The 22378-nt window shown below is 63.2% G+C and carries 18 protein-coding genes and 1 pseudogene; 6 read left to right on the top strand and 13 right to left on the bottom strand.

Annotated elements, in window-relative coordinates:
* The first annotated feature begins 196 nt into the window (after window positions 1–196).
* The 3 genes and pseudogenes from A9K68_RS03925 to A9K68_RS03915 all read left to right on the top strand — a co-directional run bounded on the left by A9K68_RS03925 (window position 197) and on the right by A9K68_RS03915 (window position 1815).
* The gene (locus tag A9K68_RS03925) at window positions 197–955 is read left to right on the top strand and encodes an SDR family oxidoreductase (protein ID WP_065006512.1); all 759 of its coding nucleotides are present in this window, start codon (window positions 197–199) and stop codon (window positions 953–955) included.
* A gap of 100 nt (window positions 956–1055) precedes the next feature.
* Window positions 1056–1609: pseudogene (locus tag A9K68_RS03920) on the top strand (hypothetical protein).
* Window positions 1606–1815, top strand: a complete 210-nt coding sequence (locus A9K68_RS03915) for a hypothetical protein (RefSeq protein WP_065006511.1) — start codon at window positions 1606–1608, stop codon at window positions 1813–1815. Before A9K68_RS03920 ends, A9K68_RS03915 begins: the two are co-directional and overlap by 4 nt.
* 64 nt (window positions 1816–1879) lie before the next feature.
* Here A9K68_RS03915 and A9K68_RS03910 read toward each other — a convergent pair whose 3' ends face one another.
* Window positions 1880–2308, bottom strand: coding sequence for an Lrp/AsnC family transcriptional regulator (locus A9K68_RS03910; protein ID WP_065006510.1), 429 nt, complete (start codon window positions 2306–2308; stop codon window positions 1880–1882).
* A gap of 126 nt (window positions 2309–2434) precedes the next feature.
* On the opposite strand from A9K68_RS03910, the gene A9K68_RS03905 reads away from it, so the two are divergent.
* Window positions 2435–3538, top strand: coding sequence for a saccharopine dehydrogenase family protein (locus A9K68_RS03905; protein ID WP_065006509.1), 1104 nt, complete (start codon window positions 2435–2437; stop codon window positions 3536–3538).
* A 229-nt stretch (window positions 3539–3767) separates the two neighbouring features.
* Here A9K68_RS03905 and lpdA read toward each other — a convergent pair whose 3' ends face one another.
* The 4 genes from lpdA to A9K68_RS03885 all read right to left on the bottom strand — a co-directional run bounded on the left by lpdA (window position 3768) and on the right by A9K68_RS03885 (window position 8951).
* Window positions 3768–5165 (bottom strand): dihydrolipoyl dehydrogenase, encoded by a 1398-nt coding sequence (lpdA, locus tag A9K68_RS03900; protein WP_065006508.1) that lies wholly within the window; start codon window positions 5163–5165, stop codon window positions 3768–3770.
* Window positions 5166–5293: 128 nt separating this feature from the next.
* Complete coding sequence (locus A9K68_RS03895; protein WP_065006507.1) at window positions 5294–6682, bottom strand: dihydrolipoamide acetyltransferase family protein; 1389 nt, start codon at window positions 6680–6682, stop codon at window positions 5294–5296.
* 20 nt (window positions 6683–6702) lie between these two features.
* A complete protein-coding gene (locus A9K68_RS03890; RefSeq protein WP_065006506.1) occupies window positions 6703–7716 on the bottom strand; it encodes an alpha-ketoacid dehydrogenase subunit beta in 1014 nt (337 codons plus the stop codon).
* Window positions 7717–7718: 2 nt separating this feature from the next.
* Window positions 7719–8951, bottom strand: coding sequence for a 3-methyl-2-oxobutanoate dehydrogenase (2-methylpropanoyl-transferring) subunit alpha (locus A9K68_RS03885; RefSeq protein ID WP_065006505.1), 1233 nt, complete (start codon window positions 8949–8951; stop codon window positions 7719–7721).
* Between the two features lie 542 nt (window positions 8952–9493).
* Here A9K68_RS03885 and holA point away from each other — a divergent pair.
* Window positions 9494–10540: a DNA polymerase III subunit delta gene (gene holA, locus A9K68_RS03880; protein WP_065006504.1), complete on the top strand. Its 1047-nt coding sequence runs from the start codon at window positions 9494–9496 to the stop codon at window positions 10538–10540.
* 315 nt (window positions 10541–10855) lie between these two features.
* Here the strand turns inward: holA and A9K68_RS03875 are convergent, their stop codons facing one another.
* The 5 genes from A9K68_RS03875 to mnmE form a co-directional block, all read right to left on the bottom strand.
* A complete protein-coding gene (locus A9K68_RS03875) occupies window positions 10856–11740 on the bottom strand; it encodes a ParB/RepB/Spo0J family partition protein (protein ID WP_065006503.1) in 885 nt (294 codons plus the stop codon).
* 76 nt (window positions 11741–11816) lie between these two features.
* Window positions 11817–12617, bottom strand: a complete 801-nt coding sequence (locus tag A9K68_RS03870) for a ParA family protein (RefSeq protein WP_082982163.1) — start codon at window positions 12615–12617, stop codon at window positions 11817–11819.
* 37 nt (window positions 12618–12654) lie between these two features.
* A complete protein-coding gene (gene rsmG / locus A9K68_RS03865; protein WP_065006502.1) occupies window positions 12655–13290 on the bottom strand; it encodes a 16S rRNA (guanine(527)-N(7))-methyltransferase RsmG in 636 nt (211 codons plus the stop codon).
* Window positions 13287–15161 (bottom strand): tRNA uridine-5-carboxymethylaminomethyl(34) synthesis enzyme MnmG, encoded by a 1875-nt coding sequence (mnmG, locus tag A9K68_RS03860; RefSeq protein WP_065006501.1) that lies wholly within the window; start codon window positions 15159–15161, stop codon window positions 13287–13289. The genes rsmG and mnmG overlap by 4 nt, the downstream gene beginning before the upstream one ends.
* 513 nt (window positions 15162–15674) lie before the next feature.
* Window positions 15675–17009, bottom strand: coding sequence for a tRNA uridine-5-carboxymethylaminomethyl(34) synthesis GTPase MnmE (mnmE, locus tag A9K68_RS03855; RefSeq protein WP_065006500.1), 1335 nt, complete (start codon window positions 17007–17009; stop codon window positions 15675–15677).
* Window positions 17010–17072: 63 nt separating this feature from the next.
* On the opposite strand from mnmE, the gene A9K68_RS03850 reads away from it, so the two are divergent.
* Window positions 17073–19091 carry a thioredoxin domain-containing protein gene (locus A9K68_RS03850; RefSeq protein ID WP_065006499.1) on the top strand — a complete coding sequence of 673 codons (2019 nt, stop codon included), beginning with the start codon at window positions 17073–17075 and terminating at the stop codon, window positions 19089–19091.
* A gap of 26 nt (window positions 19092–19117) precedes the next feature.
* Here the strand turns inward: A9K68_RS03850 and rho are convergent, their stop codons facing one another.
* From rho to hemE, 3 genes are all read right to left on the bottom strand, one after another.
* The gene (gene rho / locus A9K68_RS03845) at window positions 19118–20383 is read right to left on the bottom strand and encodes a transcription termination factor Rho (protein ID WP_027153631.1); all 1266 of its coding nucleotides are present in this window, start codon (window positions 20381–20383) and stop codon (window positions 19118–19120) included.
* Between the two features lie 262 nt (window positions 20384–20645).
* Window positions 20646–21188: a protoporphyrinogen oxidase HemJ gene (gene hemJ, locus A9K68_RS03840; protein WP_065006498.1), complete on the bottom strand. Its 543-nt coding sequence runs from the start codon at window positions 21186–21188 to the stop codon at window positions 20646–20648.
* Window positions 21185–22213, bottom strand: a complete 1029-nt coding sequence (gene hemE, locus A9K68_RS03835) for a uroporphyrinogen decarboxylase (protein WP_065006497.1) — start codon at window positions 22211–22213, stop codon at window positions 21185–21187. The genes hemJ and hemE overlap by 4 nt, the downstream gene beginning before the upstream one ends.
* Window positions 22214–22378: the final 165 nt, after the last annotated feature.

Raw genomic sequence — 22378 nt, 5'->3', positions numbered from 1 at the left:
TTCGCTGCGCCGGTTTCCGGTTTCCTGCCGCAAGGTCTACGCCGACCCCGGCGATTCTCATACAGGCCGTGTTGGAAAGCAACATTTTTTGGAATTCATGTTGCTTTATTACAAGAGCACCAGCATCCTGCGTGGCAGGTGGTTGCGTCAAGTCATCCGGCAAGCGAGGATTGGCCAGGGAAAAGCGAGGAGCCGGATGATCGATTTCAGTGGCCGCAGCGTGGTTGTGACAGGTGCGGCTGGCGGCGTCGGCAGCGCGCTGGTCGCCGTCCTGTCCGCATGCGGGGCAAGGGTTATTGCGTGCGACCGTGAGGGAACCGACCTGACCGGTGCCGGAATAGAGGAAGTGCATTATTTCGACCTGCTCGATGACGAAGCCGTGACGGCATTTGCCAAGCGCATCGGCGCAAGCGCGGCACCGGCGGCGGTCATCTCCAACGCCGGCTGGACGCGGGCGGAAACGCTCGCCGATGTCTCGACGACCGCCCTCGACCGCGAAATGAATCTGAATTTCCGCAGCGCCGCCCTGCTGACGCAGGCATTGCTTCCCGTCATGCGCAACCAGCCACAAGGCGCCGCCTTCGTGTTCATCTCCTCGGTGAACGCGCAAGCCCATTTCGGCAATCCCGCCTACGCCGCCGCCAAGGCAGCACTCAACGCCTGGATGCGCGCCATCGCCACCGAGGAAGGCCGCAACGGCATCCGCGCCAACGCCGTCATTCCCGGCTCGATCCGCACCGGAGCCTGGGAGCATCGCCTCGCCCACAAGCCGGAGATCCTCGCAGCCGTCGGCAAGCTCTATCCGCTCGGCAGGCTGGTCGAGCCCGTCGAGGTCGCCCGCGCCGCGGCATTCCTGGCGTCGCCCTTTGCAAGCGGCATTACCGGCACCACCTTGAATGTCGACGCTGGCCTGATGGCCAGCAATCTGCCGTTTCTGGATCTGATCGGCGGTTGAGCGCCAAGCGGCAGAGGCAGCGCCGACAAGCTCAAATGGCGTACAAATTTGTGAGAATCGGGGTCGGATGCCGCCCCCGCGTCCATGCTAAGAAGCGGTCATAGCCCCCGAGGACGGAAAAAATGACCGGCTCACACCCATCTTCTCGACCATCACGGCCGCTTTTCTCGCTTCCTTCGTCGAGGCCGTCGAAGCTTTCACCATCGTGCTCGCGGTCGGCGTAACGCGCAGTTGGCGACCGGCGCTGCTCGGCGCGACACTGGCGCTGGCGCTGCTCGCCGCACTGGTCATGACGTTCGGGCCGCTGCTCGAAGGTGTCGAAGTGGTGTTCATCGTCATCGCAGTCGGCGCCGCACACGGGCAGACGCTCTATGCGAGCCTCGGCGCCCTGGCGGCGTTCGTCCTGGTGATGCTCATCGGCCTCGCTTTGCATCGGCTGCTGGCGCGCGTCCCGGAAAATGCGCTCAAATTCGTCATCGGGCTGATGCTGACCAGCTTAGGCATCTTCTGGACCGGCGAAGGCATCGATGCGCACTGCCGGGCGACGATCTGGCCTTGCTCGCGATCTTCGCGATCGTCGCGCTGGCGTCCTTTGCCATCGTGCGCTGGCTGCGCAGCGCCTGTCCCGCAGCCATCGGAGGGCTGGCCCGATGAACCTCGTTCGCCTTGCTGTGAGGGAATTCATCGGCATGTTCGTCGACGACGGCAATCTGGCGCTGCTCGCCCTGCTGCTGATCGCGGCGATCACGGCGGCGGTGAAGTTTCTGGCGCTGCCGCCGCTCTTTGGTGGCATCCTGCTGCTAATCGGCTGCCTCGCCATCCTGGTGCAGAGTGTCCGCCGCGCCGCGCGGCACCAGTGATCAAAGGAGCGGACACCCGCTCTCTCGAACATTGTTTTACGACGGCATGTCGGCTGAAGGCCCGTCAGCGATCGATCCGCGTCGACAGGATGATCGAGGACGATGTCCGCTCGACTCCGTCCATCGCGCCGATCTCGTCAAGGAGCGTGTCGAGATCCCTAATCGACGGCGCGTCGACGATGACGATCATGTCGAAATTGCCGCTCACCGAATGCAGCGTCCGCACCGGCGACAGCGCCTGCAGGCTGCGCACAACCTTGTCGGCAAGCTTGGGCGTGACGGTGAGCAGGACATGCGCCCGCACCAGTCCCTGTTCATAGTCAGGCGAAAGCCTGACCCCATAGCCGGTGATGATGCCGCGCTGTTCCAGCCGCTCGATCCGGCTTTGAACGGTTGTCCGCGACACGCCCAGCCGCCGCGCCAGCTCGGCCGTCGAGGCGCGCGCATTCACCCGTAGCAGGGAAAGCAGGGCCTGTTCGGCGTTGCTAAGCACTTTCGACGAACCTCATCGGCATTTTGATCAATAAGACGCTTCGTTTCGCACAATTCCACGCTTCCTTTCGACAGGCAAGCTGCGATTCTATCGTCTTGAGCAAAGGTAGGGCGAGGGAAACCCGTCATGAAGAAAATCATTGTCGTCGGCGCCGGCAAGATCGGCTCGACCATCGCCGAGATGCTGGCTTCCACCGGCGACTACCATGTCACCCTCGTCGACCGCTCGGCGGCGCAGCTCGGCGCGGCCGAAATGCCCGAAACGGTCAAGACGCTGGAACTCGACATCGAAGCATCAGGCACGCTCGAAGCCGCTTTGGCCGGCAAATTCGCCGTGCTCAGCGCCGCCCCCTTCCACCTGACCGCGCGCATTGCCGAAGCGGCAGCCAGCGCCGGCGTCCACTATCTCGACCTGACCGAGGACGTCGTCAGCACCAGACGCGTCAAGCAATTGGCGCGCTCCGCCAACAGCGCCTTCATTCCGCAGTGCGGGCTGGCGCCGGGGTTCATCTCGATCGTCGCCAACGATCTCGCCAGCCGCTTCGACACGCTGGAAAGCGTGCGCATGCGGGTCGGGGCGCTGCCGCAATACCCTTCGAATGCGCTGAACTACAATCTGACCTGGAGCACCGACGGCGTCATCAATGAATATTGTGAGCCTTGCGAGGCGATCGTCGAAGGCGAACTGATCGAGGTGCCGCCGCTGGAGGAGCGCGAGGAATTCTCGCTCGACGGTGTCACCTACGAGGCGTTCAACACCTCGGGCGGGCTCGGCACGCTGGCCGAAACGCTGAAGGGCAAGGTGCGCACGCTGAACTATCGCACCATCCGCTACCCCGGCCACGCCGCGATCATGAAGGCGTTGCTCAACGATCTCGGCCTGCGCCACCGACGCGACGTGCTGAAGGACATTTTCGAGAGCGCCCTGCCGGCGACGCTGCAGGATGTGGTCATCGTCTTCGTCACCGTCAGCGGCCGCAAGAACGGCCGCCTGCTGCAGGAAACCTACGCCAACAAGATCTACGCCAGGCGCGTCGGCGACATGGTGCGCAGCGCCATCCAGATCACCACCGCGTCAGCCATTTGCGCGGTCCTTGACATGCTGGCCGACGGCACCTTGCCGGCGAAGGGCTTCATCAAGCAGGAAGACATCGCGCTCGACGCCTTCCTAGCCAACCGCTTCGGCCACGCCTATGCGCAACACGAGATGGTTAGCCGGCTGGCGGGTTAAGTTCCCGGCGACGCCTTCGTCATCCTGGGGCTGAGCAAGGAGCGAAGCGACGCGGCGCAGACCCATGCCGTGATGTAAGGGCGCATCCACGGTGCGAAATTCTGCTCCGTCGCATTCTTCGACCGCTTCACGACATGGATCCCAGGGTCTTGGCTCCGCTTTGCCTTCGCTACGCTCTGGAATGACGAAGCATAGGGGCCGCCCCTATCAACGTCCCTGCCACCTGCATCTAGATATGCAGCGCATGCCCGAGCGCCTTCAGCGCCGCTTCCTGAAAACCCTCACCTTGCGTCGGGTGGGAATGGATGGTGCCGGCTATATCCTCCAGCCGCGCGCCCATTTCCAGTGCCAGGCCGAAAGCCGTCGACAGTTCCGACACGCCGTGACCGACCGCCTGGATGCCGAGCACCAGATGGTTGTCCGCGCGGGCAACGATCCGGACAAAGCCCTCCTCACCCATCTTCGTCATCGCCCGGCCATTGGCGGCGAAGGGGAACAATCCGACCTTGATGTCGCCGCCGAGCCCCTTTGCCTCCTCCGGCGACAGGCCTGCGGTGACCAGCTCCGGATCGGTGAAGCAGATAGCGGGAATGCAGCGTTTGTCCCAGCCGCGCTTGTGGCCGGCGACGATCTCGGCGACCATTTCGCCTTGCGCCATCGCCCGGTGCGCCAGCATCGGCTCGCCGGTGACGTCGCCAACGGCAAAGATGCCGCGCATCGAGGTGCGGCACTGGTCGTCGATGCGGATGAATTTTCCCGCCATGTCGAGGTCGATCTGCTCCAGCCCCCAGTCTTCGACCACCGGCTTGCGCCCGGCGGTGACCAGAATCCTGTCGGCAACGATCTTGCCATTCTTGCCGTCCTTCGTCTCGACCAGCAGCGCATCCCCCTTGGTCGACAACCCCTTGGCCTTGGCGCCCACAAGCACCTCGATACCGAGCTCGGCGAGCCGCTTCACCACCGGCCGGGTCAGTTCGGCATCATATTGCGCCAGTACGCGCGGCAAAGCCTCGACCACGGTCACCTTGGCGCCCATCTTGGCGAAGGCGATGCCGAGCTCCAGCCCGATATAGCCGCCGCCGACGACGGCAAGTCTTTCCGGCACTTCGCTCAGCCCCAGCGCTTCGGTCGACGAGATCACCGGTCCACCGAACGGCAGCGACGGCAACTCGACCGGCGCCGAGCCGGTCGCGATGACCACCGTCTCGGCGCGGACCACCTGCATTCCGGTCTCGGTCTGGACTTCGACGGTCTTGCCGTCACGGAATTTCGCCCAGCCGTGCACGGTCTTGACCCCGGCCTTCTTGAGCAGGCCGGCCACGCCGCTATTCAGCCGGCTAACAATACCATCCTTCCAGGCGATGGTCGTTTCGAGATCAATGGATGCTGTTCCAATCGAAATGCCGAGCGGACTCTTGCCGCCCGCCATATGCGAGATTTTCTCGAACTCCTCGGCCGCATGGATCAGCGCCTTGGACGGAATGCAGCCGACATTGAGACAAGTGCCGCCCGGCTTGCCGAACTCGACGATAACCGTGTCGATGCCAAGCTGGCCGGCGCGGATGGCACAGACATAGCCACCGGGGCCAGCACCGATAACGAGCAGCTTGCAGGAGATTTCCTTCATGGGATTCCTCTCAAGGCGTCGCAGCGGTGCAAAATTTTTCCTGCCGGAAGGACAGCACCCCCTCTGTCCTGCCAGGACAGAGGGGGGTGGGAAGGATCACTGCCGCTCTCATTTCTTGCACCACAGCCTCAATCCACAAAAATCAGCGCCGGGGACTCCAGCAGCGCCTTGATCCGTTGAATAAACACAGCGGCGTCCCAGCCGTCGATCACCCGGTGGTCGAAGCTGGAGGACAGGTTCATCATCTTGCGTGGAATGAACTGGGTGCCGTCCCACACCGGCCGCACCATCATTTTGTTGACGCCGAGGATCGCCACTTCCGGATGATTGATCACCGGCGTCGTCGCGACACCGCCCATGGCGCCGAGCGAGGTGATGGTGATGGTCGAACCCGAGAGCTCGTCGCGCGTCGCCGTGCCTGATTTGGCCGCCTCGGCGAGTCTGTTGAGCTCGGCGGCACAGTCCCAAATGTCGCGCGCCTCGGCGTGTTTGACCACCGGCACCACCAGCCCCGAAGGCGTCTGCGCGGCAATGCCGATATGGACGCCGCCATGCTGGTGGATGATGCCGGCTTCGTCGTCGAACAGCGCGTTGAGGTTGGGCTGGTCGGCGATCGCCCTGACCATCGCCCGCATCAGGAACGGCAGCAGCGTCAGCTTCGGCCTTTCCGCGCCGGTGCGCTTCTCCTTGTTGAGCGCGGCGCGCAAATCCTCGAGTGCGGTAACATCGATCTCCTCGACATAGGTGATGTGCGGAATGCGCGACTTGGCCAGCGTCATCTTCTCGGCAATTTTTCGCCTGAGCCCGATGATTTTGATGTCCTCGATCGTCTCGTTGGGGGCGAGGCCGGAGATTTTCGCGAGCTGCGGCCCGCGCGCCAGAAACGCCTCGATGTCCTCATGCTGGATACGGCCGGCCGGGCCGCTTCCTGTGACCTGACGCAGATCGATGCCGGCCTCTTTCGCCCTGAGGCGGATGGCCGGCGACGCCAGCGGCTTTTCGCCTTCGAGGCGTGGCGCGCCGGAGACGGCCGCGAAACCCCCACCGACCGCAGTACCCCCAACTCCTCCCCACAAGGGGGAGGCGGATTCCGTCGCCGGTTCATCCTCACGCGCGGAAACTTTTGCGGACGGGCGCGCGACCGATTTGGCATCGGCTTTGGCGGCCGAAGCTCGTCCCCCTCCCCCTTGTGGGGAGGGGCCCGGGGTGGGGGTAGCCTCGGTGGCTTTCGCCTCACCTCCCGACGATTCCGCAGCGGCCTTCACATTGCCTTCGCCGGCCACCTTCAATCTGACGATGGGCGAGCCGATCGCCACCGTGTCGCCGATCTCCGCACCGAGCCAGACGATCTCGCCGTCAACGGGCGAGGGAATCTCGACCGTCGCCTTGTCGGTCATGACGGCGGCCAGCACCGCGTCCTCGCGCACGAGATCGCCGACCTTGACCTGCCATTCGACCAGCTCGGCCTCGGCGACGCCTTCGCCGACATCGGGCAGCTTGATCACATATTCGCCCATCGTCGTCAGGCCTCCCCCTTTTAGGCTTCCATCGTTTCAACGAGCGCGCGGCCGAGCCTAGCGGGACCGGGAAAATAGTCCCACTCCTGCGCGTGCGGATAGGGCGTGTCCCAGCCGGCGACCCGCGCCACCGGCGCTTCCAGATGGTAGAAGCAGTTCTCCTGCACCAGGGCCGACAGCTCGGCGCCGTACCCGGATGTCAGCGTCGCCTCGTGCACGATCACGCAGCGGCCCGTCTTTTTCACCGAGCCGACGATCGTCTCGAGATCGAGCGGCAGCAGCGTCCTCAGATCGATGATCTCGGCGTCGATGCCGGTCTCCTCGGCCGCCGCCTCGGCGACATATACCATGGTGCCATAGGCGAGCACGGTGACAGCGGCACCCGGCCGGCGGATCACCGCCTTGCCGAGCGGGACCGTGTAGTGGCCGTCGGCGACCTCGCCGAGTTCATGCTTCGACCACGGCGTCACCGGGCGCTCGTGGTGGCCGTCGAAGGGCCCGTTGTAGAGCCGCTTCGGCTCCAGGAAGATCACCGGGTCGGGATCCTCGATCGCCGCAATCAAGAGACCCTTGGCGTCATGCGGATTGGACGGCACCACGACCTTCAGGCCGGAGACATGGGTGAACAGCGCCTCCGGACTCTGGCTGTGGGTCTGGCCGCCAAAAATGCCGCCGCCGGTTGGCATCCTGACCACGATCGGACAGGTAAAGTCGCCATTCGACCGGTAGCGCAGCCGCGCCGCTTCCGAGACAATCTGGTCATAGGCCGGATAGACATAGTCGGCGAACTGCACTTCGACGCAAGGTTTCAGGCCGTAAGCGGCCATGCCGATGGCCGAGCCGACGATGCCGGATTCGCTGATCGGCGCATCGAAGCAGCGGCTCTTGCCGTATTTGGCCTGCAGGCCTTGCGTGCAGCGGAAGACGCCGCCGAAAAAGCCGACATCCTCGCCGAACACGATGACGCGTTCGTCGCGGGCCATCGACACGTCCATGGCGTCGCGGATCGCCTCGATCATTGTCCGTCTTGGCATGATCAGACCCCGGCCTGCTGGCGCTGGCGCCTGAGATGCGGCGGCATCTCGGCATAGACGCCCTCGAACATGTCACGCGCCGAAGGCTTGCCGCCGGCATGCAGCGTGCCATGGCGCTCGGCCTCCCTTTGCGCCGCGATCACTGTTTCGAGGATTTCTGCTTCGGCCTGGGTGTGGCGCTCGTCCGACCAGACGCCGCGCTGGATGAGATGGTTCTTCAGCCTGACGATCGGATCGCCGAGCGGCCACGCGTCGGACTCGGCCTTCGGCCGATAAGCCGACGGATCGTCGGAGCTCGAATGCGCGCCGACACGATAGGTGACATATTCGACCAGCGTCGGGCCGAGATTTTTCCGCGCGCGCTCGGCCGCCCATTTCGCCACCGCATGGACGGCGAGATAGTCGTTGCCATCGACCCGCAGCGACGGAATGCCGAAGCCGAGACCGCGGGCGGCGAAAGTGCCGGAGCCGCCCCGGGCGATGCCTTGGAAGGTCGAGATCGCCCACTGGTTATTGACGACGTTGAGCACGACCGGCGCCTTGTAGGTCGAGGCGAACACCAGCGCCGAATGGAAGTCGGACTCGGCCGTCGAACCGTCGCCGATCCAGGCGGCGGCGATCTTCGAATCATTGCTGATCGCCGAAGCCATCGCCCAGCCGACCGCCTGGATATATTGCGTCGCCAGATTGCCGGAGATCGAGAAGAAGCCGTGCTCCTTCGACGAATACATGATCGGCAGCTGCCGCCCCTTCAGCGGGTCGGCCTCGTTCGAATAGATCTGGTTCATCATCGTGACCATCGGATAGCCGTCGGCGATGAGCAGGCCTGCCTGACGATAGGTCGGAAAATTCATGTCGCCCAGCGCCAGCGCCTTGCGGAAGGCGCAGCTCACCGCCTCCTCGCCCAGATGCTGCATGTAGAAGGAGGTCTTGCCCTGCCGCTGCGCCATCTGCATGCGCGCATCGAAGCTGCGCAGCGTCATCATGTGGCGCAGTCCTTCCAGCAATTCGTCGTCGGAAAGCAGGCCAGCCCAGGGTCCGACCGCCTCGCCGGCGCGATTGAGCACGCGGATGATCGAGAAGGCCATGTCGCGGATGGTGCGCGGATCGACGTCGATCTCGGGACGCGGCACCGAGCCGGCCTTGGGGATGGTCACATTGGAAAAGTCAGGCGTCCCGCCCGGCCGCACCTCCGGTTCCGGCACATGGAAGCGCAATAGTCCCGCATCAGCCATGACCTTCGTCCTCCAATGTTGCCCGGTGCAATCTTTGCACACCGCCAGACCAGTGCCAATTCGCCGGCTGGTGCTTCAACCGGGAACGACCGCAGAAAGGCCGCCTCCCCGACACCGCCAGCCAAGATGCAGATATGTCGCCGAAATTTCTTGTCGATCTTCTGGTGCCGCGCGCAACTAGGCGAATGGTCCGGCCTGATTTGGCGCAAGAGCCGGTATTTTTGGGCTTGCAACGGGTTCCTCGCCCCCATGAAATGGGGGAGAGGCGGCTCGGCAAAGCCGAACGGAGAGGGGGGAAGGCGCGACCTGAATGATTCAGAGGCTCGCCAGCGTGGTTGCCCCCTCTCCGACCGCTTAACGGCCACCTCTCCCCCGCTTTGCGGGGCGAAGGAAACCTGGTCCTGCAAGATCGGCAAACCTCTCGAAATTCCTATACCCGGGGAGATATCGGCGGGACAGAGAGGGCGCTGTGCTATAGGTGTTTCGGAAGATAGCGGCGTCCTTTTGTTCACCCGCGCCCGCATTCATGCTAACCAGAGCCCATGGCGCAGAAGAAAGGTTATGAGGTCGATTCGTGGCTGGCGCGGCCGGATCCGCGCATCTCGGTCGTCCTGCTCTATGGTCCCGATCGTGGTCTCGTCGCCGAGCGTGCAAAGGCCTTTGCCGGCAAAACCGGCCTGCCGCTCGACGATCCGTTCTCGGTGGTCAGGCTGGACGGTTCGGAAGTCGATCGCGACGAAGGCCGCCTGCTCGACGAGGCTCGCACCGTGCCGATGTTTTCGGACCGGCGCCTGCTCTGGGTGCGCAATGCCTCCGGCCAGAAGGCGCTGGCCGACGACGTCAAGGCGCTGACTGCTGAGCCCGCGCGGGACGCGATCATACTGATCGAGGCCGGGGACCTGAAGAAGGGCGTCGGGCTGCGCGCCATCGTTGAGGCGGCGGACATTGCCATGGCGCTGCCGTGCTATGCCGACGAGGCCCGCGACATCGACACGGTCATCGACGACGAATTGCGCAAGGCCGGCATGTCGATGACGCTGGAGGCCCGCCAGGCGCTGCGCCGCAACCTCGGCGGCGACCGGCTGGCCTCGCGCGGCGAGATCGAGAAGCTGGTGCTCTATGCCCACGGCCAGACCGAAATCGGCCTCGACGACGTCAAGGCGACTTCGGGCGACGTCTCCGGTCTGTCCTTCGACGACGCCGTCGATGCCTTGCTCGAGGGCAAGGTCGGCGATTTCGACATGGCCTTCACCCGCCACTGCCAGTCCGGCGGCCAAGCTTTTCTGGTGCTTTCCTCGGCGATGCGGCAGCTGCAGGCGATCCAGGCGATGCGCGGCCTGATGGACACCGGCGGCCGCAACGCCGCTTCCGTCGTTGCCGCGGCGCGCCCGCCGGTTTTTTTCTCGCGGCGCAAGCTAGTGGAGAAAGCCCTCGGACGTTGGAGCAGCGAGGCGCTTGGCCGCGCTTTGACCCGATTACAGACGGCGGTCCTGCAGACCCGCCGGCGGCCGGATCTCTCGGTCGCGCTGGCACGGCAGGCGCTGCTCGGCATTGCTGTTGAGAGCGCAAGGCTGGCGCAGAGAGCCTAATCTCCCCCCTTGAGGGGGAGATGTCGCCGAAGGTGACAGAGGGGGTCGCCGCGCGTGAAGTGCCAGCGCTTTCCGCGACGAGAGACGAACGTGGGCGAATTATGTGAGACGACCCCTTCTGGCCTGCCGGCCATCTCCCCCCTCAAGGCCTCTCAAGCGGGGAGATTGATTGCTCTGACGATTTCGCCAATCACCAGCATCGCAAAAGAAAGGGCCGGCGCAGTGCCCGGCCCTTTTTCCTTATCCATCGACGCGATGCGTTAATCCTAAGCTGGAACCTTATTTGCCGGCTAAATATCTTGTTGCCTCAAGCACCTATCGCTCCTGCTTCAACCGACGGCAGAGCTCGTCGAGCTGCTCCAGCGTCCGGTAAGCGACGCTGATCACGCCGCCGCGTTCCTTGTGCTCGATCGTGACGATCATGCCGATCGTGCCGGTCATCAGCTTTTCCAGCGCCAGCGTATCGGCATCCTTCTGTGCCGGTGCTGCAGGCTGTCGCTTTACCGTTGGAGCGCCGGCCGGCATCTGCGCCAGCGCTTCGGCCTGGCGCACCGAAAGCCCGTCCTCGACGATCCGCTTGGCCAAGCCCGCCGGATCCTGCGCCGTCACCAATGTGCGGGCGTGGCCGGCCGACAGCGCGCCGTCGACCAGCATGTCGCGGATCACGTCGGGCAGCTTCAAGAGCCTCAGCGTGTTGGCGACATGGCTGCGGCTCTTGCCGATTACCTGGCCGAGATCGGCCTGGGTGTAGCCATGATCGTCGATCAGTTGCTGGTAGCCGAGCGCCTCCTCGACCGGATTGAGATCGGTGCGCTGGACGTTTTCGATGATCGCCAGTTCGAGTGCGGTGCGATCGTTGACATCGCGCACGATGATCGGGATCTCGACCAGCCCGGCGCGTTGCGCCGCGCGCCAGCGCCGTTCGCCGGCGATGATCTCGTAGCGGCCAGCTTGCGTCGGCGACGGCCGCGCCACCACCGGCTGTACCACGCCATGTTCGCGGATCGACTGGGCAAGATCGGTCAGGTCGGCGTCACCAAAATGCCGACGCGGATTTTTCGGATTCGGGCTCAGGAACTCTATCGGCACCTTGCCGTCGGCATTCATGCCCTGCTTTTCCACTGCTGCCGGACGATCGATTTCGCCGATCAGCGCGGCTAGTCCCCGCCCCAGTCTTTTTCTTGAAAGGTCTTCGCTCATCGTCTGTCCAGATCGTTTCGGTATCGAATCAGCTTCTGCATGCCGCTATCTAGTTCCCACTTTAGGGCGACATGCATTAGGCGGCGCGCAATTTGCGCTCGCGGCGGATCACCTCGGAGGCAAGCTGCAGATAGGCCTGGCTGCCGGAGCATTTGAGATCGTAGAGGATCGCGGGCTTGCCGTAGGACGGCGCCTCGGAGACACGCACATTGCGCGGGATGACGGTTTCATAGACCTTGTCGCCCATATGCGCGCGCACGTCCTGCACCACCTGGTTGGCGAGATTGTTGCGCCCGTCGAACATGGTCAGCACGATGCCCTGGATCGTCAAGTCGGGATTGATCGAACGGCGAACCTGCTCGACCGTCTCCAGCAGCTGGCTCAAGCCTTCGAGCGCGAAGAACTCGCACTGCAGCGGCACCAGCACCGAATCGGCTGCCGCCATCGAGTTCAGCGTCAGAAGATTGAGCGACGGCGGACAATCGATCAGCACATAGCCGAAATTCGCCGAGCGCTCGGCTGACGCGCGTAGGGCGTTGCGCAGCCGCAGCACCCGGTCCGGCGCCGACGCGATCTCCATTTCGATGCCGAGCAGATCGAGCGTTGACGGCACGATCGACAGGCCCGGCACCGCCGTCGGGATCGCCGCCGCCTCCAGATCGAGTTCGCCGGTCAGAACGTCATAGGAGGAAACGGTGCGGTCGCGCCGGTCGATTCCGAGGCCGGTGCTGGCATTGCCCTGCGGATCGAGATCGACGATCAGCACCCGCTCGCCTATCGCCGCCAACGCCGTGGCCAGATTGATGGCCGTCGTCGTCTTGCCGACACCGCCCTTCTGGTTGGCTACGGTGATGATTCGGGGGCCATTCTTCATCATGGGTCTATGCCAGAAATTCATTCCGAGGTCGCCGATCTCAAGTCAGTTGGCGCAAATCAGACAGTTCGAGGATGACGCCATGAGCGTCGGTCGCGCTGGCATGTTCTATCAGATCGAACGACCATCGTTGAGCGCTTTCTGCCACTTCGGCGCGGTAATCCCGGCCTTTGTGGAACAGGCCGCACGCGCCCGCCGTCAGCCACGGCGCCGACAGTTCGAGCAGGACCGGAAGCGACGCCAGCGCCCTGGCCGTGACGATTTGAGGTCTCGAAACAAGCGCATAGGCGTCGTCAATACGCCGCGCGATAATGCGGGCGGGCAGGTTGAATTGGCCGACGACCGCTTGCAGAAACGATGCCTTTTTCCGATTGCTTTCAACCAGATCGATCCTGGCGCCGTCACGCTCGGCGAGCAGAAAGGCAATGACCAAGCCGGGAAAACCGCCGCCCGAGCCGAGATCCACCCAGCGCTTCGCCTCCGGTTTGATTCGCGCAACCTGCGCGCTGTCGAGGATGTGCCGGCGCCAGACATCGTCCTGCGTCGATTGCGCGGCCAGGTTTATTCGGCGGTTCCATTTCTGGAAGACCGTCTCGAAGTCCATAAGGCGGTCGAATGTTTCACGTGAAACCGGGCCGGCGGCCTCTTGTAGGCTCGCCCATGAGGCAGCGCTCACGCAACATTCCTTCGCCCGGCGGCCTCGGCGTTGCGAACATGCGCGACGATGATCGCCAGCGCCGCCGGCGTCATGCCTTCCATGCGTTGCGCATCGGCGATGGAGCGCGGCTGGCGCGCCAGCATCTTCTGCTTCAGCTCGTTGGACAGACCCGGAACAGAGGCAAAGTCCAGCGACGCGGGGATCAATCGGCTCTCCTCATGTCTGATCTGTGTGACATCGGCCTGCTGCCGGTCGAGATAAACCGAATATTTCGCCTCCGTTTCGAGGCGTTCGGCCGTCTTGGCGTTGATTGCCGCAAACTCCGGAGCGATTCGGGCCAGCCAGGCGACATCAACGCCTGGATAAGCCAGCAACTCATAAGCTGAGCGGCGCACACCGTCCCTGTTGATTTCGAGCCCATGACGCGCCGCTTCGTTGGGGGTCATGGTCGTGCCAAGCGCAACCTTGCGCGCCTTTTCAAGGTCCTGGACGACATAGCTAAACCGATGCATCCGTTGCCGCGAGGCGATGCCGAGCTTCGTGGCCAGCGGCGTCAGCCGCTCATCGGCGTTGTCGGCCCGCAGCGACAGCCGGAACTCGGCACGTGAGGTGAACATGCGGTAGGGTTCGGCGATACCGCGGCTGGTCAAATCGTCCACCATCACCCCAATATAGGCCTCGGTGCGGCTGAGCACGATCTGATCGCTTGCCGATGCCTGCCGCGCCGCGTTGAGGCCGGCGAGCAGGCCCTGCGCCCCGGCCTCCTCGTAGCCGGTCGTGCCGTTGATCTGCCCGGCGAGGAAAAGACCGCCAACCCGCTTGGTTTCCAGAGTCGGCTTGAGCTCGCGCGGATCGACATGATCATACTCGATGGCATAGCCGGGCTGCAGCATGGTTGCACGTTCAAGGCCTGGAATGGTCTTCAAAATGGCAAGCTGCACATTCTCGGGCAGCGACGTCGAAATGCCATTCGGATAGACCGTATCGTCGTCCAGCCCTTCCGGCTCCAGAAAAATCTGGTGGCCTTCGCGGTCGCCGAACTTGACGATCTTGTCCTCGATGGACGGGCAGTAGCGCGGCCCCACTCCTTCGATCGAGCCAGAATACATGGCGGAACGGCCCAGATTGGCGCGGATCAACTCATGCGCCGCCGCGGTCGTGCGCGTAATGCCGCAATGGATCTGCGGGTTGTCGATGCGGTCCGTCATCAGCGAGAACGGCACCGGATGCTCATCCGCCGCCTGGCTCTCCAGCGACGCCCAATCGATGGTTCTACCATCCAGCCGCGGCGGCGTGCCGGTCTTCAGCCGCCCTAGCTTGAAGCCCGCGCGCGCCATGGTGGCGGACAGGCCAAGGGTGGCCTGTTCGTTCATGCGGCCGGCGACGATCTTCTTCTCACCGATATGGATCAGCCCGCGGAGAAACGTGCCGGTGGTCAGCACCACGGCGCCACAGGCAAGCCTGCGCCCACCCGTCAGCAGCGCGGCCGCGATGCGCCCATTGTCGATTTCGAAATCCAGAACCTCGCCCTCGACCACATCGAGACCGGCCTGCTCGCGAATCGCCGCCTGCATGGCGAGCCGATACAGTTTTCTGTCCGCCTGCGTGCGCGGCCCGCGCACGGCAGGTCCCTTACGGCGGTTGAGCAAACGGAACTGGATGCCGGCCGCATCGGCGACGCGCCCCATCAATCCGTCCATGGCGTCGATCTCGCGAACCAGATGCCCCTTGCCGAGCCCACCGATCGCCGGATTGCAGGACATGACGCCGATCGTCTCGAAGCGCAGCGTCACCAAAGCCGTTTTCGCGCCGGCGCGCGCGGCAGCGCTGGCCGCCTCGCAACCAGCATGGCCGCCGCCCACCACAACCACATCAAAGCGATCGGTCATTTCAGAATCCCGAATTCAAGTCGACCGACACATGTCGCCGACAGCCTGCGCTGTCAAGGACGCTCGACGAATCGTTTCACGTGAAACAATGCAACTGATGCGCTGGCACTGCGGTCTTGGCCGGGCGGCGACCAGTCCATCGCGGAGTGTCGCGAACCTTCGGAGATGATCAAGGTATCCCCCTTCGTCATCCTAGGGCGGAGCAGGGGCGAAGCGACGTCGCGGAGACCCTGGGATCCATGCCCTTATCTGACGGCCGCACCGGCACCCGACAGCGGCGTTGCGAATGCAACCGACATTTCCAAGCCGCCGCATTGTTCGGCTGGCGTTACGGTATGGATCCTAGGGCCTATGCTCCCGCCTCGCGTTCGCTCCACCCAAGGATGACGAAGCCATGGAGGGCCTGCGCCGATCGCAGACGTGAGGGGCCGGGACCGGTCTCCTCCTGCCGCAACGCTTCAGCGTTTCACGTGAATCACCCGAAGCCGGCCGGTCTGCAATGTTTCACGTGAGTCATTTGCCGATACAGAACTGCGCAAAGATGACGTCGAACATGTCCTCGACGTTGACGGCGCCGACAATCCGGCCGAGCCTATCCGCCGCAAGCCGCAATTCCTCGGCCCGCAGCTCCTGCCCGCGCTCATTGCCTGTCACTGCCGCAAGCAGGAAGCGTTTCGTCTCGTTGAGAAGCTCGACGTGCCGCAGCCGCGACGGCAGGATATCGCCTACCTGGCCAATTTGCGCCGCGGCGCGATGGCCGATCTCCGCCAGCAACTCCGCCAGCCCCGTACCGTCCCTGGTCGAGATAACCGCATCATAAGGTGTCCCAAGCAAGGACGCCCGCGGCTTGCCTTGCAACAGATCGACCTTCGTCCCGACCCTCAATGATGGAACACCGGCCGGCAGTGCGCCCGCTGCAATCGGCTCCGCCATATCCTCCAGCACGAGCAGCAGATCGGCGGTTCCGGCCTTGCTCCTTGCCCTTTCGATGCCAATCGCCTCGATCCTGCCGGGCTTCTCCCGCAGACCGGCAGTATCCGTCACTCTTATGCGCATCCCCTCCAGGTCCAGCACCACTTCGAGCAGATCGCGGGTCGTACCGGGCTCTTCCGTGACGATCGCCGCCTCGCGCCGGGCCAGTGCGTTGAACAGGCTCGATTTGCCGGCATTCGGCGCGCCGAGGATGACGACCTCGAACCCATCGCGGATGATTTCGGCGGCCCGGAACCCCCGGACATGACGTTCGATCTCGTCGATCATCGCCCACACGTCCGACCAGACCATCTCTGCAACGGAACCCGGCACATCGTCTTCATCGGCAAAATCGATCTCGGCTTCGATCATCGCCCGCGCATGGATGAGCCGACGGCGCCAGCCCAAATAGAGCTCGCTCTGCACACCCTCGGCATTCTGAACGGCAAAGCGCCGCTGTGCCTCCGTCTCGGCGTTGACGAGATCGGCCAGCGCCTCGGTCTCGACCAGATCGACCTTGCCGTTGAGAAAGGCGCGGCGGGTGAATTCACCCGGCTCGGCATGCCTGACGCCGTCAAAGCCGGCGAGCGTCTCCAGCATTTTTGCCACAACGGCGCGCCCGCCATGGACATGGAATTCGGCGATATCTTCGCCAGTGAAGCTGTTGGGGCCGGCAAAGAGAACGACCAAGCCGCTGTCGAGCACCGATCCGTCGGGCGTCCTGAACTTCCGATAGGTCGCAACACGGTTCTCAACCATGGAACCGGCAACTGTTTCGATAACGAATCGACTGTGTGGGCCGGAAATGCGGATCACAGCAACGCCGGCGGGCAGGCGACCGCTCGACAGGGCAACAATGGAATCACCTGAAATCATTTGCCGACCCAGCACAACCGCCCTAGCTTCGCTTATTCATCGACAATTGCCGAGTTATCGACGGTGACATTGCCCGCGCAAAATCTGCTTGCCGAAGAGGCCAGCCCCTATCTGCAGCAGCATAGCGGCAACCCTGTGCATTGGCGGGCATGGTCGCCGGCGTCGCTCGCCGAAGCAAGGGCGCTGGAGCGGCCGATCCTGCTCTCGGTCGGTTACGCCGCCTGCCACTGGTGCCATGTCATGGCGCACGAAAGCTTCGAGAATGACGACGTTGCCGCAGTCATGAACCGTCTCTTCGTCAATATCAAGGTGGATCGCGAGGAGCGGCCGGACATCGACCAGATCTATATGGCGGCGCTGTCCTCGATGGGCGAACAGGGTGGATGGCCGCTGACCATGTTTCTGACGCCGGACGGAAAGCCTTTCTGGGGCGGCACCTATTTTCCGCGCGAGGCACGCTACGGCCGTCCGGGCTTCGTCCAGGTACTCGAGGCGGTCGACAAGGCGTGGCGGGAGAAGAAAGAAAGCGTTAACCAAAGCGCTGACGGGCTGACCACGCACGTCGAGGCGCGGCTGGCGGGCTCGCATGCCAAGGCGGTGCTCGACCGCGACACGCTGGCGACACTCGCCAGCGGCATCGAAGGCATGATCGACAGGGATTTGGGCGGCATGCGCGGCGCGCCCAAATTCCCCAATGCACCGTTCATGCAAACGCTCTGGCTGTCCTGGCTGCGCGATCGCCAAACAGCCCATCGCGACGCCGTCCTACTCAGCCTCGAGCAGATGCTGCGCGGCGGCATCTATGACCATATCGGCGGTGGGTTGAGCCGCTACTCGACCGATGCCGAGTGGCTGGTGCCGCATTTCGAAAAAATGCTTTACGACAACGCGCAGCTCATTCGGCTGTGCAATTGGGCCTATGCCGCCACCGGCAACGAATTGTTCCGGTTACGAATCGAAGAGACGACCGACTGGCTCTTGCGCGAGATGCGCGTCGACGGCAGTGCATTCGCTGCCAGCCTCGACGCCGACAGCGAGGGCGAGGAGGGACTGTTCTACACCTGGAGCAAGGATGAGATAGAAACCGCTCTTGGCGACGACTCAGCTTTATTTTTCAAACACTTTACGATTGTCGCCCCGCATGGCTGGGAGGGCAAGCCGATCATCCACCAGACCGAAGCCCAGCAAACGCAAAGCGTGGCCGATCGCGACCGGCTCATTCCCTTAAAAGAAAAAATGCGAGCAGCCCGGGAGCAGCGCGTCAGACCCGGGCGTGACGGAAAAATCCTGACCGATTGGAACGGCCTGGTCATCGCGGCTCTCGCCGAAGCCGGTCGTTCCCTGAAACGGATCGACTGGATCGAGGCGGCGGAGCAGGCCTTCGCTGCCATTGCCAGCGCGGGTCGAGACAGTCGCTTGCCGCATTCGATGCTTGGCGCAAAGAGGCTTTTCCCGGCGATGTCGAGCGACTACGCCGCCATGGTCAACGCCGCGATCTCCTTGTTTGAAGCTACCGGCACATCGCGTTACACCGAGCTGGCCGGCCAATTCATCGCGCAGCTCGATCAATGGCATAGCGATGAGAACAACACCGGCTACTACCTAACCGCGTTGGACAGTGCCGACGTGCCGATCCGTATCAGGGGCGATGTCGACGAGGCTATCCCGTCAGCCACCGGCCAGATCATCGAGGCCATGGTCCGATTGTCCTCGCTTTCGGGCGATCTTGAATTACAGGAAAAGACCTGGAAGGTCGCCGAACACGCGGCCGGCCGTGCGGCGCATCAGGCCTATGGCCAGGCAGGTATCGTCAACGCCTGCGCCTTGGCGACCGAGCCGTTGAAACTGGTGCTGGTGGACGACCAAGAGAACCCCGGGCTTGTTCCGGTTGCGAATCGAAATCCGGACCCCCGCCGGGTCGACACTATCGTGTCGGTCGGCTCGGCGACAAACCTGGCGACGCTGCCAGGCGGCGTTTTGCCGCCAACGATCGAGCCGGGCGCCTGGCTGTGCACCGGGCAGGTCTGCCTACCGGTGATAACGGACGCTGAGGAGCTCGAGCGGCAGTTGCGGCGCGGATAGGTGAGGGGCTGCCTCGCCTGACTTCCTTACGTGTTCATCGAATCGAAGAAATCCGCATTCGTCTTGGTCTGCTTGAGCTTGTCGATCAGGAACTCGATGGCGTCGGTTGTGCCCATCGGCGCCAGGATGCGGCGCAGCACGAAGATCTTCTGCAAGTCCTGGCGCGCGACCAGAAGGTCTTCCTTGCGGGTGCCGGACTTGAGGATGTCCATGGCCGGGTAGATGCGCTTGTCGGCCACCTTGCGGTCGAGCACGATTTCCGAATTGCCGGTGCCCTTGAACTCTTCGAAGATGACCTCGTCCATGCGGCTGCCGGTGTCGATCAGAGCGGTGGCGATGATGGTCAGCGAGCCGCCTTCCTCGATGTTGCGGGCTGCGCCGAAGAAGCGCTTCGGCCGCTGCAAGGCATTGGCGTCGACGCCGCCGGTCAGCACCTTGCCGGATGACGGCACGACGGTGTTGTAGGCACGGCCGAGGCGGGTGATCGAATCCAGCAGGATGACGACGTCGCGCCCGTGCTCGACCAGGCGCTTCGCCTTCTCGATCACCATTTCGGCGACCTGGACGTGGCGCACCGCCGGCTCGTCGAAGGTCGAGGAGACGACCTCGCCCTTCACCGAGCGCTGCATATCGGTGACTTCCTCCGGCCGCTCGTCGATCAGCAGCACGATCAAATAGCATTCCGGATGATTGGTGGTGATCGAATGGGCGATGTTCTGCAACAGCACCGTCTTGCCGGTTCGCGGCTGCGCCACGATCAGGGCGCGCTGGCCTTTGCCGAGCGGCGCCACCAGGTCGATGACGCGCGCCGAGATGTCCTTCGAGGTAGGAACGTCCATTTCCATCTTCAGCCGCGAGGTCGGATAAAGCGGCGTCAGATTGTCGAAATGGATCTTGTGGCGGATCTTTTCGGGGTCGTCGAAATTGATCGTGTTGACCTTGAGCAACGCGAAATAGCGCTCGCCTTCCTTCGGGCTGCGGATCGGGCCTTCGACGGTATCGCCGGTCTTTAGCGAGAACCGGCGGATCTGCGACGGCGAAATATAAATATCGTCGGGGCCCGGCAGGTAATTGGCATTGGCCGAGCGCAGGAAGCCAAAACCGTCCTGAAGCACTTCGACCACACCGTCGCCGATGATCTCGATATCCTGGGTCGCCAGCCGTTTCAGGATTGCGAACATCAGCTCCTGCTTGCGCATCACACTGGCGTTCTCGACCTCGAGCGATTCGGCATAAGCGATCAGCTCTGGCGGTTTCTTGTTCTTGAACTCGGTGAGTTTCATTTCTTGCATCATTAAACGGACTCTGAGTGACTAAGCATGGGGAAAATATCGGCGGGATGCGACAAATGCCGGGCGCGGCCGAAGCGATGAATGGGGCGGCGCATGACGGGAAGGAAGACCCGTCTTTTATCGTCGGTCGACTAAAAGAGCAAGCCGCCTTTTGTGGCCGCTGCGCGTCTCTCTTGACGCGCACAGGGACGCTGTAAGACTCTTCGAGTACCGCATCGTACTTTCCGAAAATCGATTCCGATTTCTGGCCGATGCGGCGGCGTCAAAAAGGCTTCACGATGACCAGCACGACGATGACGATCATCAGCAATGTGGGGATCTCATTGACGATCCGCCAGTGCTTCGCGGGCTTTTCGTTGCGGTCCTCGGCGAATTTGCGGACCGCGCCTGCCAGATAGCCATGAACGGCCGAGAGCCCGAGCACCGCGGCAATCTTGGCATGCAGCCAGCCGCCCTGAAAACCAAAGCCTTTCCAGGCCAGCCAGAGGCCGAATACCCAGGTGATGATCATGGCCGGATTAATGATGCCACGCAGCAGCCGGCGCTCCATCACCTTGAAGGTCTCCGACTGGACGGAGCCTTTCTCAGCATCGGCATGATAGACCAGCAGCCGCGGCAGATAGAGCATGCCTGCCATCCAGGAGATGACGGCAATGACATGGATCGCCTTTGCCCAGGGCAAGAAATCATCCGGCCCGAACAGGAACAGAAGCCCAGCCAGGACGAGGAAGATAATGATGCCGATCGCCGCGCGGCGCATTGCGCCAGCACCACCTTCCGCGGTGCCATTCCCCATCATCCTCATGATGCGCTCCGCACCAGTTTCACCATCGCCTCGACATGCGCGATCGGCGTTTCCGGCGTGATGCCGTGCCCGAGATTGAAGATCAGCGGTCCATCGCTCAGTGCTTTCAGGATAGCGTCGACGCCGTCGGCTAGAGCCTTGCCGCCGGCCACCAGCCGTAACGGATCAAGATTGCCCTGTACGGCTCCGTCGCGCTGCAGTTCCTTTGCCGTCGTCAACGGCACGGTCCAGTCGAGCCCCAGCCCCGTCACGCCGGTCTTCTGGCGATAGCTCCGGTAGTGGGCGCCGGCGCCCTTGGGAAACCCGATGATCGGAACGTTGGGATGCACGGCCCGTACCTGCCTGACGATCTCCGCCATCGGTCTGACACAAAAGGCCTCGAAAGACACTTCGTCGAGCACGCCGGACCACGAGTCAAAAACCTGCACCACATCGGCGCCTGCTTCGATCTGGCGGATGAGATAGGCGGCCGAGTGATCGACAAGTACGTTCAACAGCTGCAGGAAAGCCGCCGGCTCGCGATAGGCGAACAGCCGCGCCGGCGCCTGGTCTGAGGTGCCGTGGCCGGCGATCATATAGGTCGCCACCGTCCACGGCGCGCCGCAGAAGCCGATCAGCGTCGTTTCATCAGGCAGTTTTGTCCGCAGCCGTCTGACCGTCTCGTAGATCGGTTCGAGATTCACGTGAAACGTTTCGCCGTCGAGAGCCGCAATCTCCGCCGCCGAGATCGGCGTCAACAGCGGCCCGCGTCCCTCCTCGAAACGCACGTCGCGGCCCAGCGCATGCGGCACGACCAGAATGTCGGAAAACAGGATCGATGCATCGAAGCCAAAGCGTTCTATCGGCTGCAGCGTTACTTCCACAGCAAGATCGGGATCGTAGCAAAGATCGAGGAACGATCCGGCCCGCCTGCGTGTCTCCCGATATTCCGGCAGATAGCGGCCGGCCTGGCGCATCATCCAGAGCGGCGGCGGAAACGCAGCCTTGCCCTTCAACACGTCCAGCATGATCCGGTTTTCGGGCATTCAGCGCTCGCCTCTCCAGGCTTCTCTATAATTAAATATTCTATTTCTAGGAATCTTATGATTCTAAGAGTCTGTTGGTAACGGTAGTTGTCTCCTGTCCCGCTTTGCCCCGGAAAATGCCAGCCAGCATATTGTCGCGTGCTTCTTCTGCCGGATAGGAGGGGA

The organism is Mesorhizobium sp. AA22 (genome assembly GCF_001672375.2).
GTDB classification, from domain to species: domain Bacteria; phylum Pseudomonadota; class Alphaproteobacteria; order Rhizobiales; family Rhizobiaceae; genus Mesorhizobium; species Mesorhizobium wenxiniae.
The sequence above is the reverse complement of the archived record's forward strand: the minus strand, read 5'-3'. Positions and strand labels throughout refer to the sequence as shown.